The sequence below is a fragment of the Mucilaginibacter sp. KACC 22773 genome, assembly GCF_028736215.1.
Lineage (GTDB): Bacteria > Bacteroidota > Bacteroidia > Sphingobacteriales > Sphingobacteriaceae > Mucilaginibacter.
Window position 1 is genome coordinate 3,982,615 of record NZ_CP117883.1, and the last position, 19,551, is coordinate 4,002,165.

Consider the following 19,551-nt stretch of genomic DNA (forward strand, 5'->3'; position numbering starts at 1 on the left):
TTAGTTTATCTTTTACCAAATATACAAAACTTATCTCATAGATATATCCAATTCATTCACCCGCCGCCGGCACCAGCTTCGCTTTCAAATCCGGGTCTTTCATGTCCTTATCCAGCGGGAACATGGGGCGCTTGATGCGATGGTATGGCAAACGTTCGATGTTCTGATCAACCCCGCCGGGGGTTATGGCCAGCAGCCAATCGGCGCGCATGGCATATAGTTCGGGCTCAAGGTAGCCAATTTTCACTACCACAATACCGGCGGTGCGGGGGTTTAAGCCCAGGCGGGTAAAGTCAATTTCTTTGTGATATGGCTTGCGTTTTTGGGTGACGATCACGTGTACGCTGCCCACTTTTATCACGGCCTCCACTTCAGCATCCTTATCGCCGTATTGGATAGATTCTACCGTACCCGATAGCCTTACGGGCGGTGCAAAACGGGCATCAACTGCTGCGCCGGCCAAACCATCCACATGGCCGCCTACGCCCGCGGCAATGGCGCTTTTGATCAATTGCGGCGCAGGGACGGATGCATACAGCAACGATGGACCTGCATCGGTTTTAAACTCGGGCCGGGCCAATATCTGTGTCAGCGTCCAGGTAGCATCTCCTGCCCCGCCTGCGGTTGGGTTATCGCCCGAATCGCTGATGTAAAATGGATGCTTTGGGCTGGCTACGGCCTTATCAAGGCATTCTGCTAAAGTACCTGTAGGTGCTACAAATTCAAAGGCTTTGCGGGCATCCCAAAAGTTTTGGGCCAGCTTTTCGGCGGCGGCTGTTACTACGGCTTTATCGTCGCCGGTTACCATTACTACGGCGTGGTTGCGCGGCTCATCGGCCCAGGCGTAGCCAATCCAAATGGCGGCATCAATGACGCCCGGCTGTACCGAAGCCGGGGCTACAGCCTTGTATATGCTTTTACCGGGTTCAATCCGGGTGCTTGTTTTTTCGCCGGGCAGTAAAATAGGGATAGAGATATAGGCCTTGAACGCCGGTTTTCCTTTACCGGTTTCAATCCGGCTGATCAGGTTTTCAACAGCCCGCTGTTTGGTTTGCATGGCATCTTCATGCGGGGCCATGCGGTAGCAGGTAATCAGGTCGGTATTTTGGGCCAGCCGCCAGGAAACATTGCCGTGCAGGTCCATAGATGTGGAGATAAGCGTTTTTGTGCCCACTACTTTCCTTATCCTGGTTATTAGGTCGCCCTCGGGGTCATCCAATCCCACAACGCTCATGGCGCCATGAATATCAAAATACAACCCGTCATAAGGCAGGTGTTTTTTAAGCGAATCTAAAGTTTTACCAACCAGCGACTCATAAGCAGCCCTGGTAACCGCCCCACCGGGCAGACTTTTGCCCATCAAAGCCGGGAACCAAACCGCACTCTTGCGCAAAGGCGAGTCGGCAGCCATAAATGGGTACGAACTAAAAACTTCAGCCCCGTATTTGGCATGAAAAGCGGCTTCATCCGTTAGTGCCGGCGAAAACGTACTCGACTCGATACCCAGTCCGCAAATGGCTATCCGGGGCAGTGGTTTTACCATAGGGCTGTTATCGGATGGCCTGCTACCGTGTCTGTGTTTATTGGGCAAGGTGGCCGCCAAACAAAAAGTAAGGCTAAATAATAGTATTGCCGGTATGGAGTGTTTAAACATAGCTATTGGGTAAATTGCATTTTATCCTATTAATACCTCCAACTCTTCAAATCCGCTCCCTTTGGTGCTCTGTTTTTAACCTCGGCAGCCCATTTTTTGATAAACATTTGGTGGTAGCGCAGGCGGCTGATGTAGTTGGGTTGGGTATGGTCGCCGTTCCAGCAATGTTCGGCACGGTCGCCGTAGTCAACTTCGCAGTTACAGTTGGGGTTATTGAGCTTTTTGAGCATGTCTTCGGCGGTGTAAACGGCGTTGTTGAGGTAGTAGGTGTCCATATCGCCTACGTAAATATGAATTTTACCTTTCAGGCTGTTGCCGATTTTTGGCCAGTCGCGTTGGATGATGTGCGTAAGATCAAAGTGCTCGCGCCAGTAGGCAGCAACCGAAGTATCTATAGCGCCGGTATTTTTATCGTAAATGCGTTTGGGGTAGCCATCCTTATCCATGGGCGAAAATACGGCTTCCCAGATATCAAACTGGCCGCCACTGCGGCTGCGTGTACCTATTGCCAGTTCGCTTTGGTTTACCTCCTTCATGGTCGATCCTACATGGCCCAGGTAGTCGCGTTCTTCGGGGCGAGGTGTTTGCTTAAAATCTGACGACAGGAAATAGGCGTTTTTATCGCCATAAAGGTTGATGGTCATGTAGTGGTGAAAGTCTACCGGGTCGGGGCAGGCGGCGTAGCAGCCGTTATACTCGTTGGGATAAAAAACCTGCGCGGCCAGTACTTCCCAGCCACCTGTGGAGCCACCATACATAAACCTGGCCCATCCTTTACCTATCCCCCTGAATTGCTTTTCAATCTCGGGGATCAATTCGTAAGTTATCGCATCGCCGTACGGACCAAGATTGGCGGAGTTTACGGCATATGAATCGTCATAATACGGGTTGGCATGCTGAATTTCGATGGCCAGCACCCGCGGGAAGGCAGGCCCTGTCCATTGTTTGTAAAAATCATAGGCCTCCTGCTGCACTATCCTGTTATAGCCTGTGATATGAAAACGCGCCGAAGTATCGGGTTTCAAATTCGGGTCGGGCGGTGTAGTGCTGAAACCTTCCAGGTCGGCAGGGAAATGCCCGTGGAAAATAGCCAGGGGATATTTCACATTAGGGTGCTCGTCGAAACCTGCGGGTATCAATATGTTTGCACCAAGATACATCGGCCTGCCCCAAAATTCGGTCAGCAGTTTGCTTTGGATTTTGATGTGTTTGATGTATTTAGTATCCTTAGGCGCTTCTATAGGCGGGATAACCTTGCTGATATTAAGCGTTAATTCGTTAGAAACAGCCGGGTCGAAATAAATTTTGACCGGGGCCGAATATATATTGCCAGGCGCCATATTCCAATGCTGGCCCTCGCCCCTATCCATCGGCAGCTTTACGGTTTGGCCGGTTTTAAGATGAAAGGTCTCGTATTTATGTAACAGCACTTGCACATAATAATCGCCGGCAGGCACATCCTTCAAACGCTCCAGCGGATAACCGTAAGCCTGTACATCTATTAATTGGCTGGTACCAGGTTGCCACCCGTTGATATCCATCCCAAAAACCAGCTGCGATTCGGCACCGTCACTCACCTGAAAACGGGGCTCGGCTTTGTTGTTTTTTGATAACAACAATAACAGCCTGCCATCCAATTCTTTGCTTTCGCCAAGCGAAGGATCGATGTTTACCCTGAATGTTTGGGCGTTTGCAAAAAATGGAGAGATAAGGAGTATGAATAAGATCAGCTTTTTCATGTAGCGCGGGTTTGGGATTAAATATAGGGAAAAAGATGAGTTTGTAAAAAAGTGATCTAAAAGTACAGGGTAAACGCATCTAATTGGGTTAACATAACTTAACACATTTTAATTTTATTTTTTTTAAATATTTGATAATCAGTATTTTAAATTTAAACATGGTTAACATTAAACTGATCGTACAATTTAGAAGCATCCAAATATTTGTGCCTGTTGTGGCCAATGCAAGTCCCTCTGGTACCTGGATCATTTAACCACTATCAGCCAATAAAAACAAGGTATCGTTTGATGCTTATATCTTCTCGACGCTATAAGCTTAGATGTGCACACGCTGTAGCTTTCGAGAGGGGTGCTCCGGATTTAGCGTTATATTGCTAAACCGAATTAGCAACCATATCTATGGCTTCTAAGCACATCCGGTGATAGCCAGCCGTTGCGCTAAACCGAATTAGCAGCTTACTCAAAGTTCATTTATCAACTCAATTTCACGTTAGTGATTGTACCGAATATAGGGCAGGTGGCTTTAGCCCTTGTAAGTATAAGGAGAAAGCACGACCTAAAGCGGAACGCCCAGGAGAACAGCCCCGGTTGAGGGCTTAGCAGATGGTGTAATATTTCAGGTTTATTAAATAAATGCGGCACTTATTCCTTAAATTAATACCCAAATACCAACCTAACCATGCGCCGCTTTTTTGCTATTATTTTGCTTCTGTTTCCCTTGTTTTTTGGCTGCGGCCGTCATGACAATAATCCCGCAAAGCCGGAGAAAAATATTTACCGGGACACCAGCCGGCACGATGATTATAATGTGAGGATAGCTATACCAACGGCCTGGATAGAGAAAGTGCGGCATTTTGATTACACCCGAAATATTAAACCTTTGCTTACCCAGTTTGAAGGCTTCATTAAACCTGATTCACTTGTTAATCCGCACGCCCAACATGTTGATGAAGGCTACGGCAGAGTTTTCAACCCAATATTTGCCAACCTTGATGGCGAACCGGGCGATGAAATGATTTGTTTATTGGGCTGGGATATTACGTCGCCCTACCTTTGTGTTTTTAAGCAGATAAATGGCAACTGGTACCTGCTTTACCTTGAAGATATCGATACATTTTATTCATCGCCAAGTCTTTCTATCGCGGATAACTTTTCAAAAAATAAAGTTTTTTATTTCAAACGGGTATATGAACATGGCTCGGGAATTTTTAAAGATGGTTACACTTTTTACAAACTGATAAATAACAAGGTTTACAAATGCCTTAACCTGCTTAATGATGTTCATATTTATGGCTGGGGGCTTTATATGAACCAGGCAGTAACCACAAGCTTTGAGTTCAGCGGCGACGAATCAGACAGACTGGACGTTAATTATGTTTACAGCTTTTTTCCCGGGGCTGTAAAAGATGGCGATTGTGCATGGTGTGCAAATCCGGATATCCCATTAGTAAAAGGCGACGCTGGGGTAGGGTACATTTGGGATAATAAACAACACATTTATAAGCTTGAAATTCTATCCTGGCAAAACACGCCCGACGACCTTAATGCCAAAAAGATAGCCTGTTTTGGAGATTTTGGCAACGACACCCTGTTTGTAGATGCCTTTCACGACCAGTTAACCCTGATAGCAAAGGAAGGAACGCCGCAGCAAAAAGCCATTTTAAAAAAATACCTGGCCTTGGTTAAAAAAAATAAAGTTGCCACCACCCAAAAACTAAAAGTAACCACCCAAATTGGCGGAACAACTTTTTACGGCCCGGATACAGCTAAAAATAAGTGAAGACGCCTTGTTAGAATATCCGATTGTTTGAGGCCCTTTCTGAAGAGAGGGTACTCCGGATTTAGCCACGGCAAGAGTGTGTTACCCAGCGTTCGCTTGTATCCCCCCCTCCGCCCCTCTCGAAGGCTACCGTTTGTACACAAATAATACTTCTAATTTACCTCGCAGGGGATTACCGGTTTTATTGTTTTTTACCCTCACACGAAATATCGCTTTAGCATCGGCAGACCAGTCCATCCTTAGCAAGCATAAATTTGCCTATTAATTATCAGGTACATTTGTCCTATGAAATAAATTAAAAAGAGCAATCTCATTTACTGCTATTATTTCAATTTACTTTTTCGTCATTTTTAGTTTATCAGCCAGCATTTTCATATAAAAACCACCAACTACACTCCGGGCTTTAAAATTATCGCGGATGCCTGTATTTGAGTCATAAAAATCGTTCAAAGGTACTCTTGACTGTGTTTCAATTGCGTGTTTATAAACTGGATGAATCAATGCCTGGAATTCATTCTGAGTTGGTGCAAAAGTTGCGGTCCACAAAATCCAGTCGTTTTTAGTATAAGATTTCCTGCTATCCAACGGAATACCGTATTTATTTTGCTTAGTTAAATAGTATTTAACTTCTGTATCATATACTTTTTGCGGGAACAAGTTTAAGTTCAAAACTTTGTCCCAAACCAGATTATATTTTTGGCTCCATGTACTTTTATCATCAAAAGTTAATGCATAGTGATCGCCCCCGTCAGCCATTTCCATCCATTTAGGCACCATGTTAACAGCAATGGCCCTGTACTTACCGGCAATTTCGGTATAACCCAGCGTTTCTGCCATTTGTGCATAACAGGCAATACTCACAATGGCTTTTACAGATAAATTAGCATTTCTTGCTAAATGGCCCGCAAAATCGTCGGTACATAACTGCATCTTAGGGTCTAACCCTTCTTTTGCTAAATAATCAACCCAGGTGCTAAGTGTTTTCCAATGCAGCTTTGCATAATTTGCATTACCCTGGGCTTTTGCAATTGCAGCTGTTAAAATAATCATATTTCCAGATTCTTCGATTGGCATCGGTTCGCCATAGGTTTGGCCGTTTGCTAACGGATAAGTTCCTAAATCATGCGCGGCCCATGGATGGGGATATTTTCCGCTTTCACTAAAATAAAAAATGCCATTGAGCATCCCTTGTAACAGTACCGGATTATAAATTAAATATAACGGTGCTGATGGATACGTTACATCAACAGTATTGATGAAACCGCCGCTATTGTTTTCTTTCGACAACCATAACAGATCACCTTGCGGACTTTTAACCAGCGTATGTGCAGCGATACTTTGCCGGTAGCTTAACATACACAGGTGTGCATATTCCACGCCGCCAGATTTTAAAGCATCGGCATAAATTGATTTATTAAGATCATCGCATTTACCCATTACATTTTTGTACTGCAAGGCGGCATCAGTTAATTCCCCCTCAATAGTTGCTTTTGCCGAAGCGTTCCACCATGGCCTCAAATTATTGTTAAAGTATTGAACGGAGTAAATCTCATCATAACCCAACTCGAGAAATTTTTCGGCCGGGGCTTTACCAACTGCACCAAAAGGTATAATGGTATTTAATGCCAGCATTTTACCTTGCTTAGCCGTTGATTGATAATTACCTTTTATAAAAGCGCTGGCGGCATCTTTTCCGGGTGTAACAAATTGAATGGCATTGCTTGTTTTGGGGGCAGCAACATAAAAATAGCCCCAATCAATCCGCATGTCGTCACCTGCTTTTTGCAAAACCGGTTGTTCAATAGTTCCCGTTTTTAAAATCGACAATTTACTGGTAGCGTATTTTTGAGTTGTTACCTCCTGGGTCGGATTATAAACAGCAATATTAGATGATGCGCTTAAGGAGACCTTAACCTGGTGTGTTTTGCCATCATTTGCTTTAACCCGGCAGGTAATATAAGACACAGGCCTGGCAAACAGTTGCAGGTCGTTCATCAATAGCGGCGAGGTAAAGGTTAATTTCAGGTCTATTTTACCGCAGCTAAAATCATAAATGGTTTGGGTAGCATTTACATCAACATTTTTTTGCCTGGTTACCTGCACTTTACCAGCTTTATCTTTTTGTCTGTCAACCAATCCAAAATCAAGATGCCTGCCGCCAGCAGTATTCATTAAATGTATAGCAATAGTGTTATCGCCGTCCTTAAGTACATTTTTATCATTTAGCACGATATATTGAAAATCACTTGTCCAGCCTTCTTTAACATATACCTTTTTCCCGTTAAGAAAAACCTGGATATTATCATCGTGGTTTATCTTTAAAAAAAGCTTATTAATTGCCGCCATATTGGAAACCCTGAACGACCTTCTCACCCATATTTCGTTTGAGCGCCAAATGGTTTTTACGTTTTTAATATCGTCCCCAATTGGTGCCGAACCTGTTTTCCAATCGGAAGCTGCATATTCAGGTGAATTCCAATTTCCCCGGGGCTTCGTTTCTGTATACTGCATCTGGTAAGCGCCTTCATCTGAAGCAGGAAGAATGGTTATATAATTTGGGCTTTCCATTCCCATAAAACGGAAAACATTGCCATCAACGTTTATCAGGCCTAAAAGTGACTGCTCGGCACCCGTCCAATGTGTTGTAGGCGACTCGTTTAACTTATCAGTATTAGACCAAATGCTAAAATAGGTATTATGTGTGATCAATGGATAAGATGGCGCCTTTCGATCCTGTGCTTTGAGCAACATGCCGGCAAAAAGGCATCCTATAAAGCCAAGTATTTTTATTTTATTGATTTCGGTCCTCATTAAATGGTATGTATTTGTAAATTTATTATCGTTTAAAAATGAATAATTAACCGCCGCGCTAAGTAAGATGTGTATCCGGAGCGGTTATAGATGCTTAACAATTAACGGTTATGATTCGGCAATAAAAGATGGCTCCAGTAACCCATTTCGGGTAAACAAATTGTCAATTAGCGTCCGAGCCTTTTGCAAGTCAAAAGTATTTCTTAATGCTAAGTACCGGATTTAGGCGTTATGATAAACACAATTTTAACCTGTAATAAAATTGTATCTATCATAACGTCGATACCTGAAAAATTAAAAACCGTAACCAGAATGACACTTTTTAATGTCTTGCCACTCAAAGCATTTTCCGTTTTTTCAACCGCAACTTTGCTTTATTTAGTTTGATGAAATTAAAAGTCCAGCGTCAGTAAAACGCGACCATAAATATTTAGACTTAGGGTTGCTTTTTATTTACTGTCCATTCGGCCATTTGAAAATCGCGGCTGCCGTTATTTGCCTTGATGCTTAACCTGTAAAACTTGTAGGGTACATTATTATTGAAATGATATAATTTACGCTGGGCGCGGCCAGAAAACAACTCCCCTGTGCGCGAATGTAAGTTTATCCATTTTATCCCATCTTCCGAACCTTGTAATATCCAGGTTTTAGGATCCCGATCGGGCGAATCATTACCGCTTATCAAAGTGTACGCCCCTGCAAGGGCAGCTGTTTTAAGCTCATACTTCAACACCAGGTCGCCGGAAAAGCCGGATTGAAAAAACTTTGAATTGGGATCACCGTCAACCACTTTTAAAGACCCCTCGTTTGAGTTGGGGCCACCGCCATTATCGCGCGAAACAGTAAGGGTACCGCCAATAGTGGCAAAATAGCTTTCCCCAACTTTTGTTCTGTCAAAATTAGGGTCCGCTACGTTCAATATTATTTCCCGGCTCGACGAAAGCCCCTGCGAGTTTCTTGATGTTAGTACTACGTGGTATATGCCCTCAAATGCATATTTGTGCAGCGGCGACTTTTCAACAGAAGTGCTATCGTCGCCAAATTGCCATAATAACTCTTTATAATTGGTTGAAGTGTTGGTAAACTGATATTTCAGAAAATCAACACTATCTGCCTTCGCCACGGTAAAGCCTGTTAAGGGCACAGGTTCTTCAACTACGGTAGTATCTACCGGTTTATCCTTTTTACATCCTACCGACAACGTTACCATGAGTATAAGTGCTGATATAATGCTGAATAACTTTTTCATTTGCATTTTTATTAATCGTTATAAATGATTACTGTGCTGGAAATAATTGACTTTTAGGTACAATCCGTCTTCCGTTTATGCCTGCCGATGGCACTTCATATTCAAGCCTGGCCTGTTGACCGCCAACATTTTCGCGGTGGTCTGCTTCTATCTTGTATCGCTTTCCGCGTTCGAGGGTCACTTTGGCAAATCTGCTTGGCAGGTCCCATTGGGTAGTAAAATCATCGATAACCGCTTTACCATCAATAAACAACCTTGCACCATCATCCCAGCGTGTTTGATAAAATATATACTCGCCGCGAACCGGGGCTAAAAACTCGCCGGTCCATCTTGATGAATAGTTATCATTGCTGACAATGGATGAGGGCAGCCAATCTCCGCCAAAATCAATAGTTTCGTCTATCCTTACCAGTGATGGCGCCCGCCCATCAAAATCAAGTTGCTGATTGTTTGAAAAATACTCGGCTTTCAGGCCAGTGCCATTACCGGTTATGTATGAATTGTTGTCGAGATTAACCGTAGGCTCTACCAAAACAATTATTTTGCTGCTTGTTGGGTGTAAAATATGCCTTGTTGGGGCGCTTAAGCTTATTGCAAACGCAAATTTTTTGTTTGCCGTGATATTGGCATCAAAAACCGGCCACCCTATCTGTAGGCGTATTTGAGCCGTATTTGAATTTGAATTTACCCTGATTAAGGTATCAATAGTAAAATTGGCCGGGCTTAAGTTGATGGAATTAGCCGGTAATATTTTGCTGCTTACAAGCTTGTTAATGGTATCCGTATTTAGCTTTACGTGCACATTAAATGCAGTACCGGCCTGCCCGGACAAATTGACTATCAGCGGTATGGTAATGCCTGCCGGAGAAGTAGTGTAATTCTTTTTATAATCAACACTCATAATAGTGCCACCATTTACAATAGAAAGATAATGGATATCTTTTTCGTCTATCAGTTGCTTGGTATTAAGTACAACCATAATATTTGATTTGGACGCTTTAACCTGGTTACCTTTTCCGGGGTCGGTAAGTTTAAAAGCAAATGCGACATTTTTACCATAATTAGCCTCAAGCGCTGTAAGCCTTACTATTGCAACTCCCGTAGCGGTATCTGAACCATACGACACATTAATTACACTTGGATAATCAATAGCCCCATTAGATAATACTATAGTATTTTTTAAAGTGCCGTTGGCTATTAGTTGATTAACGGTGTCGCTATTAAGGGTAATACCTACCTGAAAAGCTTTACTTGCAGCCGCAGACAGTGATATTTTAAACGGAACCTTTACCGTTTCATTATCCTTTGTTACTCCCGCAACAACAACACCATCACCAGAAATACTTACTGCATTATTTTTAATTAAACCTACGTCGTCAAGGTTATTATGCTTACAGGAAACAGTGATAAGGGTTATCCCAAGTAATATACTGTATATATAATTTTTCATCATCAATTAATTTATTGTGTATTAATTTTACTGATCTAACCAAACTCTGCCATCAAGCCCCCAGCTTTGCCTGTTAGGAATCCGGAACCAGTTTATTATTTGCGCAGGTATATCTGTTGTTTGCGGCACAAATACAGCAAGCGCTTCGGCCGGCGGCGGGCATATCAGGTCGTTAAAATCTTCCCATTTATAATCTCCCTTTAATTGAAAATCACGGGCCTGCGGGCCAACATCTTTCAATTTATCGCCCTGCCCGTCGGTTCCCGGCCAGTAGGCAGCAAGAAAACTGTAATAAGGGTGCCCTTCTGAAATAGATGTTTCGCAAGCGTAATTGCCAATAACCGCATCCGGTACATCTACTTTAAAAAACCTGATATCGCTTACATACACGTCTGGTGTACCATGTCCGTTACCGTTTAAAAAACCCAATTTCAGGGGGTTATTATTATCAAGGCTTCCCGATGATGTAATTTCCATTTCGTTATTAAAATTACCGTCGGTATATGTTCTGATAAAGCGTTTGCCCGCACGGATCTCGCATTTAACAGATAAGTTATGCCATCTGCCTTTTTGCAAATCGGCTCCCCTGCATTGCCTGTAATCGCCATCTTTTGTACCTCTCATTTCAAAGTACCAATAGGCATCTTCCAGGTAAATTACCCAGCCCACACTTGGGTGCCCGGCTGACCACTCGCGCCTTTTTCCCAAAATGCTTGGCCAAAAAAACTTATCCGCATTTTTCTTAACCTTTAGCTCAATGGTAAATTTGGTAGTATCGCCAAGGTTAAACACATCAGCTGTATCAATTTCAGCCCTTACCGATTCACCGTACAACCTTACTGTTTTACCTAAGTAACGGTTTCCGGTAAATGGTTTTCCTATTACGCGTTGCTTATACCTTGTACTATAATAAATAGTAAAGGTATTGGCCGCTGTATTGCTAAAAACTGTGTTGTCGTTTTGATTTGCCGGTATGGCAAACTTACCACCGCCACTTGAAGCTATAACTACCAGCCACTCTTCATTCTGATAATTCTTGCGTTTTTTTAATGCATCCATTATAGCACCTACATGGCCATCAAACTTTTCAATAGCGGCCTTATACTGGGGAGCCGAGTTATCATAACCGTATTTGGCGCCGGCCTCGTCGATATCATTAAAATGCCCTAAAATCAAGCTTGCAGTATCGGTATTGATATCATTTACAACAGCTGTTTTAATCTGCTCATCAGTGTCAAACAATTCACTTACAGTGGCCCCCGTGGTAAAATTATTTTTAAAGATTGCCGAAGACGAAAATGCTACCATTTTGGCGGTAGGTTTTTCGTCCTTTATTCTTTGAAGCACAACCGGGTAGTTTGCCAAATTCGCCCCGGTTAAATTATCGTTTAAAACCAAGTGCTTTTCTTTTTTTACCCCGGTTAGCATGTTGGCCCAATTACTAACATCCCTGGTTGAATCAGGATCGCTTAATGCTACCCAACTGTAAATGGAATTTGGCAATAAGGCTTTAATATTAGGCACATTGGCGCTGTTTACTGATACGCCCCTTGCCCCATCAACAATCAAATACAACACTTTGCGTTGACCGTAGGCTACGCTGGTGGTATCGCTATAATTTTTATCAGGCAACGCCTTTAAAAAATCTTTATTACAGGATATTACCGCAATGGCCAGTATGGAACACATTATTCCAAACACTATTCCCTGGTATTTTTTCTTCTGCCCCATCTTTTTATAGTTATAATTTCTTTTTTAATTTATTCAATGGTTACCCGTATAATGTTATTTACCGGCTGGTTGTCAAACCTGTCGAATCCACCTATCAGGTATAACGCCCTTTTTCCGTCGGCCGATTTTGTTTCAATGATATCTGACAGACCACCCGAAAACGGACCTGTAGTGTTATAGTTACCGGCAAGATCGCCTTTGGAGTTAAGTACCATAAATCCGTTGCGCGTTACCTTATTATATTTTTTAAAACCGCCGCTAACTACTATTAAGCCATCGTCCAGTTGTCTTGCAAAGGCCGGGTAGCCGCCCTCGAATACTTTTGGAACAAATGACTCATCAAGACTACCGTCCTGGTTAAGTAATGCCATACTTATCACGGGCTTACCGTTATATGTTCTGAATACCCCGGTAATGAGATATTTTTTTGTAACGGTGTTATAGGTTAAGGATGATATGCCGTTATCGGCCCCCAAGCCTGCTTTAAATGTGTTATCGATGCCACCATTGGCATTTAACCTCACAATACGGCCTGCCGGGGTTTGATCAAATGTTGTAAAGCTTCCAAAAACCACAAGCTTCTCTATCAGCGCGGCATCTGTGTGCATATATGAATCTATTGGGCCGTTTGCTGCCGGCAGGCCTTTATTGGCAGCCACGTTAAAACGAAATGTTTTATCTAATGATCCATCCAGGTTAAAGCGGAGCACCTGCCTTGTTTCGGTACTATCTACAATAACCGTATCTTTTGTAAAGTCGTGATTGGGCTTTTGATAGGTGCGGTGTACATAGTACCTGAAGTTGCCGGTCGCCAGTATCTTATTTTGATGATTATAAACCCTGTTTATAAACTCGTTTGTACCGCCATTAAATTTCGGAAAATATTTGGTGGTATCCCTCGAGGTATCTTTTTGTGTAGGCCTCCGGTATACTTTTATACCTATAGTATCAACACTGCCATCAACGCCTAAACTGGTTATGTTACTAATATTGTCTGTCCGTTGATTATATCCGCTAAAGCCGCCCGCGATAATAAACTTCGAGTTTATCTGCATAACCCTGGCTAAAGCACCGTTAGCTGCTTTACCGGTTCTGAATGTACGGTCAAACTCGCCATCGGATGATGTTCTTACAATCCGGTTAAGCGGCGTAATAATTCCCTTGTTATCGTAATTGGTAAACCGGCCTATTACCAGGTTCCGGCCATCGGCCAATGGAAATATCTGGCTTACAAAGTTATTTGCACCCAAGGTAGCCCTAAAGGAAGGATCGATGTTAATAAGTCCGTTAACCTTAAACAACGGCCCCAGCACTAACTGGTCATCTATGGCTATTGAGGTAATGCCACTACTGCCAAACGGCGGAACTTTTACTTTGATACCTGTTGCCGTAACCTCTGTAATTTGCCCCTCCTCGCCGTTAAACATAAATTTCAATTTATCCTTATAAGGCAGGAGGCCGGTTGCTTTAAAAGTAATTTCGGCACCTACCGCGCCCGATGATGGGCTTGGTAATGCATCGCGGCTAAGAGAAACGCCCAACGGCGGCTTGCCGTCGCCATAAGGAGCTTCAAAGGTCTCCTTAGTCTTTTTGCAGCTTTGTATAACTAAGGCTGCCATGGCAAGTATTATTATGTATCTGATTTTTTTCATATGTCAATTCGTTATTAATCAAACATCAACGCAAATATTTTAATTGGATGAATGAAGCCCTGTATTGTAAACATCAGTGAAGAAATCGTTTTTATCGAACCCAAAGTATGCCCCGTTATACTGCAACGTGTGCACTACCCCATTTTTCGGTTTAATATCTGATGACGATATGTATGTTCGAAAAACCGCGTTTTCGGCATTGTTTATGTCAAGCACATAGCTGATGATGAGGCTGCGCGGTCCTATGTATCTAACCTTGTTCGCATCGCCGTAAATAACCCCGATGTTGCATACATCGCCACTATATGAATAATACAAGGCGCCGGGATATTGATTTTGAAGATCGAGGTCGATCTGCGGATAATCCTTAAGCCGGTTTATCCCTTTAAACATATAGCGCTGCAGGTATTTACGCCAGATTAATGAATCGATATCCGCTAATCTTTTCACCGTATCGCGCCCTACGTCAAACAGAAACTGGTTTAACGAGCCCGGGGTTTTTGCATTGCCGATTGTTCTTTTTATAACATCGTCATCCGGGGCAAAAAAGGTAAAATCAGTTTGGTGAAAAGTACTCTCAAGTCCCGCTAACTTCACAATTTGCGCAATGGTATCAAACGGAACAGCTTTTGCTTCTAAATATTGAAACATGTCTCCGGGATAATCGGGATTGGCTTTCCCTCCATCCCTATAGTACTCATCCCGTTTACACCCGGTAAGTGCCAATAATAAACCGGCACAAACAATAATTATATTTCTCATAATTGTTATCATTATTCTATTAACTATGTTTTAATTACCACCGTTTACCCAATAGGCATTTAGTGTCATGAAAGGGTTATTGGTTAAAGCATCGCTGCTGATAGGCCATGTCCAGGCACCGCGGTTAAATTTGTCTAACGTTAATACATTATATGACCACTCGCTGCTAAGTATCCTGCGGGTGCGTACCAGGTCGAAATAATGATGCCCTTCGCCCATCAATTCGCGTGATCTTTCTAAAAAGATAAAGTCCTTCAGATCCTGGCCGCCCGAACCGGAATATTGCGAAGCTTCGGCCCTGTCCCTCACTTTGTTAACCAACGCTATTGCCTCATTATCCTGCCCTAATTCGGCCATTGCTTCGGCACATAGTAAAATTTCGCCGGCATACCTGAAAATCATAAAAGTATTATCGGGGTTACTATCTTCTTCGCCCGTTGCAAATGCATTCTGAGCAAATTTTAGCATCATGAATTTTCCGTTATCGGCATATATGTCTTCATTAAACCATACTGTCGCCCGTTTATCTGCAGTTCCGGGATATAGTTTTTGCATATATTCTCCGCGGAAATAAGCAAAGCTTATCCTGTGCGTATACTCCGGCCGTTTGTAGGGATAATGCAAAAACATATCGCCAATGGGTGCTATGTTTGAGTTTGCATCGCCATAGTTAATGCTGCGGTAAAATTCAAAGAGGCTTTCATCCGAACGCCCTTTAATAACCGTGGCCCATTCTGCAATTGGCAATAACCTGTAAGCATTGCTTTTAATGAGCTCCTGGCCCAGATCGACAGTTTCCTGGTAATACTTATTGGCATTTGCCTTATCAAAACCGGCATTCCACATATTCATATTCATCATCAATGCGATGATGCTGCCCCTGCTTGCCCGTACCCCTTTCAGGGCTGGGTCCGAGTAAGTCCAGGGCATGTTGTCTTTATATATCTTCAGGTCGGCAATACATTTATTTAAAACCGAAACCATGTTTTCACGGGGTAAAGACGTGGAATGAAAAGCATCGGTATAATAAGGTACATCGCCATAAAGCCGTACCATAAAGAAATAAGCCAGCGACCGTATAAAAGCCGCTTCGCCTTTAAATTGGTTTTTCTCAGTGGTGGATACTCCGGGTATGCCTTCGTCCAGTTTAGATATCAGGATATTGGCTCCCTGTATTACCTGGTAATAACCTGTCCAGTTGGTAATTTTATAAAAATTGTAAAAATTCCATGGCGGGTTACCGTTGATAAGGCCCAGCAAATCGTTTCTGCCCAATACTTCAACATACTCACGGGCCGGCCCCAGATCTGATTGTGCTTCGTGCATTACCTCGCCAGAGCGGTATTCGCCGGTAGCGCCTATGAAATGAGTTTCGTTGATCTTCCCAAAAAACAGCCGCGAAAGATCATATATATTGGCAATAACATCCTCTTTTGAGCGGTAAAAATTGTTGCCCGTTAACTTATCAATAGGTTGAATGTTCAAAAACTTTTTACAGGCAGGTAAACAGAAACTTCCTGTAATTACTAAAATGTATAAAATACTTTTTTTCATGATTTTAAGTTTTATTTACTTGTGTTGAGTTCTAAGTTTAAACCAATATTATAGGTACGCGGCACAGGGTATCCGCTGGATATATCCCGCCCCAGCGTAGTTACGTTCTCGGGGTTGGGCCCTTTATAGCTTGAAAACGTAGTTAGGTTATTGGTTGAGAAATACACCCTTAGGTTGTTAAAACCAATCTTACGAATAAGCTTGCGATCAAATGAGTACGACAGCGTTACGTTATTTATTTTAAAATACGATCCATCTTCGGCCCATAATGTTTGATCGGGCCTTAAAGGCTGTATCTGGTTATAGGTGGAAAACGAATAAGGGTTTGGATAAACTGTATGATCGCCGGGCTGCCTCCAGATATCCATATTACTTAAAGGCACAACAGCCAGTAAATCATAAGGATTGCGTGATATGGCCAAACGATCGGCCAGTGCATTATTCAAAACAGTTCTTTTGGCAGTAAATGTTGCGTAGATGTTAAGGCCAAAATTTTTGTATATAATATTGGTTGATATACCGCCGGTTACCAAGGGTTGTGAATTACCGGTTATTTCATAATCTCTGTCGTCTAATATATAATCGCCGTTAACATCTTTAAAAATAGGATCGCCTGCTTTAAACGGTACCCCGTTAGACGAATATTTTTTTCCGGTTGCGGGGTTTACCGGCACTTCAGCATCGGTTGAATATACACCCTGGTTGATGTGCAAATAGTTTGACAGCGTGTTTTGACCTACCCTAAAAACAATGTGCTGTAAATAAGGACTGTTATCAAACTTAATGTACTGACCATTATACTCGGCAGGCAGCTTTAATAAAACATCACGGTTGATGGCGCCGTTCATCGAGATACTCCAGTTAAAATCTTTTGAAATTACCGGCCGTACCGTAAGCGTTAACTCATAACCATAATCGGCAATAGCTACATCATTGCTCACCCGGCGGTTAAAGCCGGTAGTGTTTGATAAAAACCTGTCGAACAATAAATTATCAACCTTTTTATAATAGGTATCAAAGTTTAAATCAACCCGGCTTTGAAATAGCCCGATATCAAATCCTAAATTGTATTGTGTAGTGGTAGTTGGTTTTAATGTAGGATTGGGTATAAAATCATAATTTATACCAATAGTTGGATTATTGTTAAAGTTGCCATTCAGGTTATAAATACCATAAATACTTTGCAGGCTACCGGTAGGCACAATATTCTGACCCCAGGTTAGTCTTATACCACCATAAGTAAGCCACGACAGATCTTTAAACCAGTTTTCTTTACTGTAGTTCCATTTTAAACCCACCGATGGGTTTTTGGAGTAAGGGTTCTCTAACCCGTTTGATGACGTGCCATCTAACCGGTATGAAAGTTCAACCACGTATTTGCGCTGAAAATCATAACTTACTGCACCTGCAAATGACGCGATAGTGGCATTTTTATAATTTGAAAGCACACCACCACCACGCGAATTATATGAATCGTAACCTACCGGTCCCTGGAGCTGATCGTTAGGCGTGCGCTCCTGCCTGATGATGCCACTTTGACCGCCCTGTTTATATATTTCATTAAATAAGTTAACAAAAATATTATGGTTACCGCCTAATGTTTTAGCGTAAGTAATGGCGTTACGGTTATACAAGGTGTAGTTTCGGCCCTCAAAATCATATACCTGGGCAAATTGCGAGTTGGCTGCCGCAGGCGTAAAAGTTGATTCGGCATCAGAGGTATAATCATAACTGATACTTGATGATAACGCGAGCCCGGGAATAAACTCGTACCGCCCATCTACGTTGGCCCTTATGTTTCTTGAACTGTTGCTGTTCAACGTTTTCAAGGCTGATGTAACACCGTCTGACGACAGGTAGAATGATGGAGGCGGCAATAACGTTGATGCCTGGCCGTTTGAAGCAACACCTTGTTGCAGCAGCCCCAGGCCATCGCCTTTAGCCTGGCTACCTACCGAGCCAAATAAGGACCCGAAAAACCTAAACTTGTCGTTTGGTTTAAACTCCATGTTCATATTCAGGTTATACCTGTCAAATCCGGTGTTTTTTATTACCCCTTTTTCTGAGTAGTAGCCAACATTTGCCTTGTAATTGAATTTTTGATCGCCGCCATCTAAAGCCAGGTTATGGCTTTGGTTATAGGTAGTAGCATAAAATATAGACTGCCAGTTGGTTGAGTTATTCCAATAAGCATTTAAACTATCGGCCAAAAAGCCTGTCATCCCTATTTTTCGTAACTCATCAACCGTTGTGGCATTTGATAATATTTGCTGAATTTTTGCCCGGCGCTCATCGTTACCTCCTAATGTTTCGCGCAGTTTTGGCGGCGCGTTAACAAAAAAGTTAGTGGTATAACGCACCCTTGGCACCTTTGAATTTCCGCGTTTAGTAGTAATGATAATTACACCATAGGCACCTCTTGAACCATAAAGAGAAGTTGCCTGGGCATCTTTCATGATCTGGATACTCTGGATGTCTTCTACCGGGATCAAGGACAATGGGCTAACCCCGGGGCCCTGGGTTTGAAAACCAAATTCGGCTGCCTTATCGGCATCTAAAGGCACCCCATCGATAATGTACAGCGGAGATGTTGGCTGTAAAAATGATTCGTTGCCGCTGCCGCTAACACTAAGGGTTGACAAGCCACGAACCTGTACCGAGCCCCTGAAGCCCGGTGCGCCCGTATTGTTCTGAATGTTTAAGCCGGCAACCTTACCTTGCAGTAACTGTTCAAAACTTGATACAGGGATATCGGCGATATCCTTATTGGTAATAATTGCCGAAGCGCCCGTTGTGGTTTCTTTGCTTCGGTTTTGATAACCCACAATAACTATTTCATTAAGCCCTTTTTTGTCTTCACTTAATGTGATTATTATGTCTTTTTGGTTTTCCTCAACCTTTAACTTTTGAGTAACAAACCCAATAAAGGAGAATGAAACTACAGAATTGACAGGTACCGTAATGGAAAAACGTCCGTTGGCATCGGTCTGGGCTATTCCCTTTTTGTCTATAGAGATATTTACACCCACAAGCACCTTATTTTCGGGCTTGTCAAGTACCTTACCAGAAACCGTTATATTTTTTGTTTGCGCATATGTATCTGCACTGCAGATTATGCAAACTATCAGTACTACATAAAATAGTATATATTTTCTCATTTCAGTGGCTT

At 42.7% G+C, this 19,551-nt stretch carries 11 protein-coding genes; 1 reads left to right on the forward strand and 10 read right to left on the reverse strand.

The annotated features are described in order from the left end of the window. Positions 1 to 52: 52 nt before the first annotated feature. Together PQ469_RS16400 and PQ469_RS16405 are read right to left on the reverse strand one after the other, a co-directional pair. Positions 53 to 1,654 carry a M81 family metallopeptidase gene (locus PQ469_RS16400; RefSeq protein WP_274208645.1) on the reverse strand — a complete coding sequence of 534 codons (1,602 nt, stop codon included), beginning with the start codon at positions 1,652 to 1,654 and terminating at the stop codon, positions 53 to 55. A 29-nt stretch (positions 1,655 to 1,683) separates the two neighbouring features. Next, positions 1,684 to 3,393 (reverse strand): alpha/beta hydrolase, encoded by a 1,710-nt coding sequence (locus PQ469_RS16405; protein ID WP_274208646.1) that lies wholly within the window; start codon positions 3,391 to 3,393, stop codon positions 1,684 to 1,686. 679 nt (positions 3,394 to 4,072) lie between these two features. Here PQ469_RS16405 and PQ469_RS16410 point away from each other — a divergent pair. Beyond that, positions 4,073 to 5,173, forward strand: coding sequence for a hypothetical protein (locus PQ469_RS16410; RefSeq protein ID WP_274208647.1), 1,101 nt, complete (start codon positions 4,073 to 4,075; stop codon positions 5,171 to 5,173). Between the two features lie 333 nt (positions 5,174 to 5,506). Here the strand turns inward: PQ469_RS16410 and PQ469_RS16415 are convergent, their stop codons facing one another. From PQ469_RS16415 to PQ469_RS16450, 8 genes are all read right to left on the reverse strand, one after another. Continuing rightward, positions 5,507 to 7,984: a glutaminase family protein gene (locus PQ469_RS16415; RefSeq protein WP_274208648.1), complete on the reverse strand. Its 2,478-nt coding sequence runs from the start codon at positions 7,982 to 7,984 to the stop codon at positions 5,507 to 5,509. A 436-nt stretch (positions 7,985 to 8,420) separates the two neighbouring features. Further along, positions 8,421 to 9,233 carry a PKD domain-containing protein gene (locus PQ469_RS16420; RefSeq protein WP_274208649.1) on the reverse strand — a complete coding sequence of 271 codons (813 nt, stop codon included), beginning with the start codon at positions 9,231 to 9,233 and terminating at the stop codon, positions 8,421 to 8,423. Positions 9,234 to 9,261: 28 nt separating this feature from the next. Then, positions 9,262 to 10,686, reverse strand: coding sequence for a PA14 domain-containing protein (locus PQ469_RS16425; protein WP_090652887.1), 1,425 nt, complete (start codon positions 10,684 to 10,686; stop codon positions 9,262 to 9,264). A 24-nt stretch (positions 10,687 to 10,710) separates the two neighbouring features. Continuing rightward, on the reverse strand, positions 10,711 to 12,414 hold the full coding sequence (locus PQ469_RS16430) for an alkaline phosphatase family protein (protein WP_274208650.1): 1,704 nt from the start codon (positions 12,412 to 12,414) through the stop codon (positions 10,711 to 10,713). Between the two features lie 29 nt (positions 12,415 to 12,443). After that, entirely contained in the window at positions 12,444 to 14,066 is a 1,623-nt protein-coding gene (locus tag PQ469_RS16435) for a DUF5008 domain-containing protein (protein WP_274208651.1), read from the reverse strand. Between the two features lie 39 nt (positions 14,067 to 14,105). Next, positions 14,106 to 14,828 carry a class I SAM-dependent methyltransferase gene (locus PQ469_RS16440; RefSeq protein WP_274208652.1) on the reverse strand — a complete coding sequence of 241 codons (723 nt, stop codon included), beginning with the start codon at positions 14,826 to 14,828 and terminating at the stop codon, positions 14,106 to 14,108. Between the two features lie 30 nt (positions 14,829 to 14,858). Continuing rightward, positions 14,859 to 16,382 (reverse strand): RagB/SusD family nutrient uptake outer membrane protein, encoded by a 1,524-nt coding sequence (locus PQ469_RS16445; RefSeq protein WP_090652883.1) that lies wholly within the window; start codon positions 16,380 to 16,382, stop codon positions 14,859 to 14,861. An 11-nt stretch (positions 16,383 to 16,393) separates the two neighbouring features. Next, positions 16,394 to 19,540 carry a SusC/RagA family TonB-linked outer membrane protein gene (locus PQ469_RS16450; RefSeq protein ID WP_274208653.1) on the reverse strand — a complete coding sequence of 1,049 codons (3,147 nt, stop codon included), beginning with the start codon at positions 19,538 to 19,540 and terminating at the stop codon, positions 16,394 to 16,396. Positions 19,541 to 19,551 lie beyond the last annotated feature (11 nt).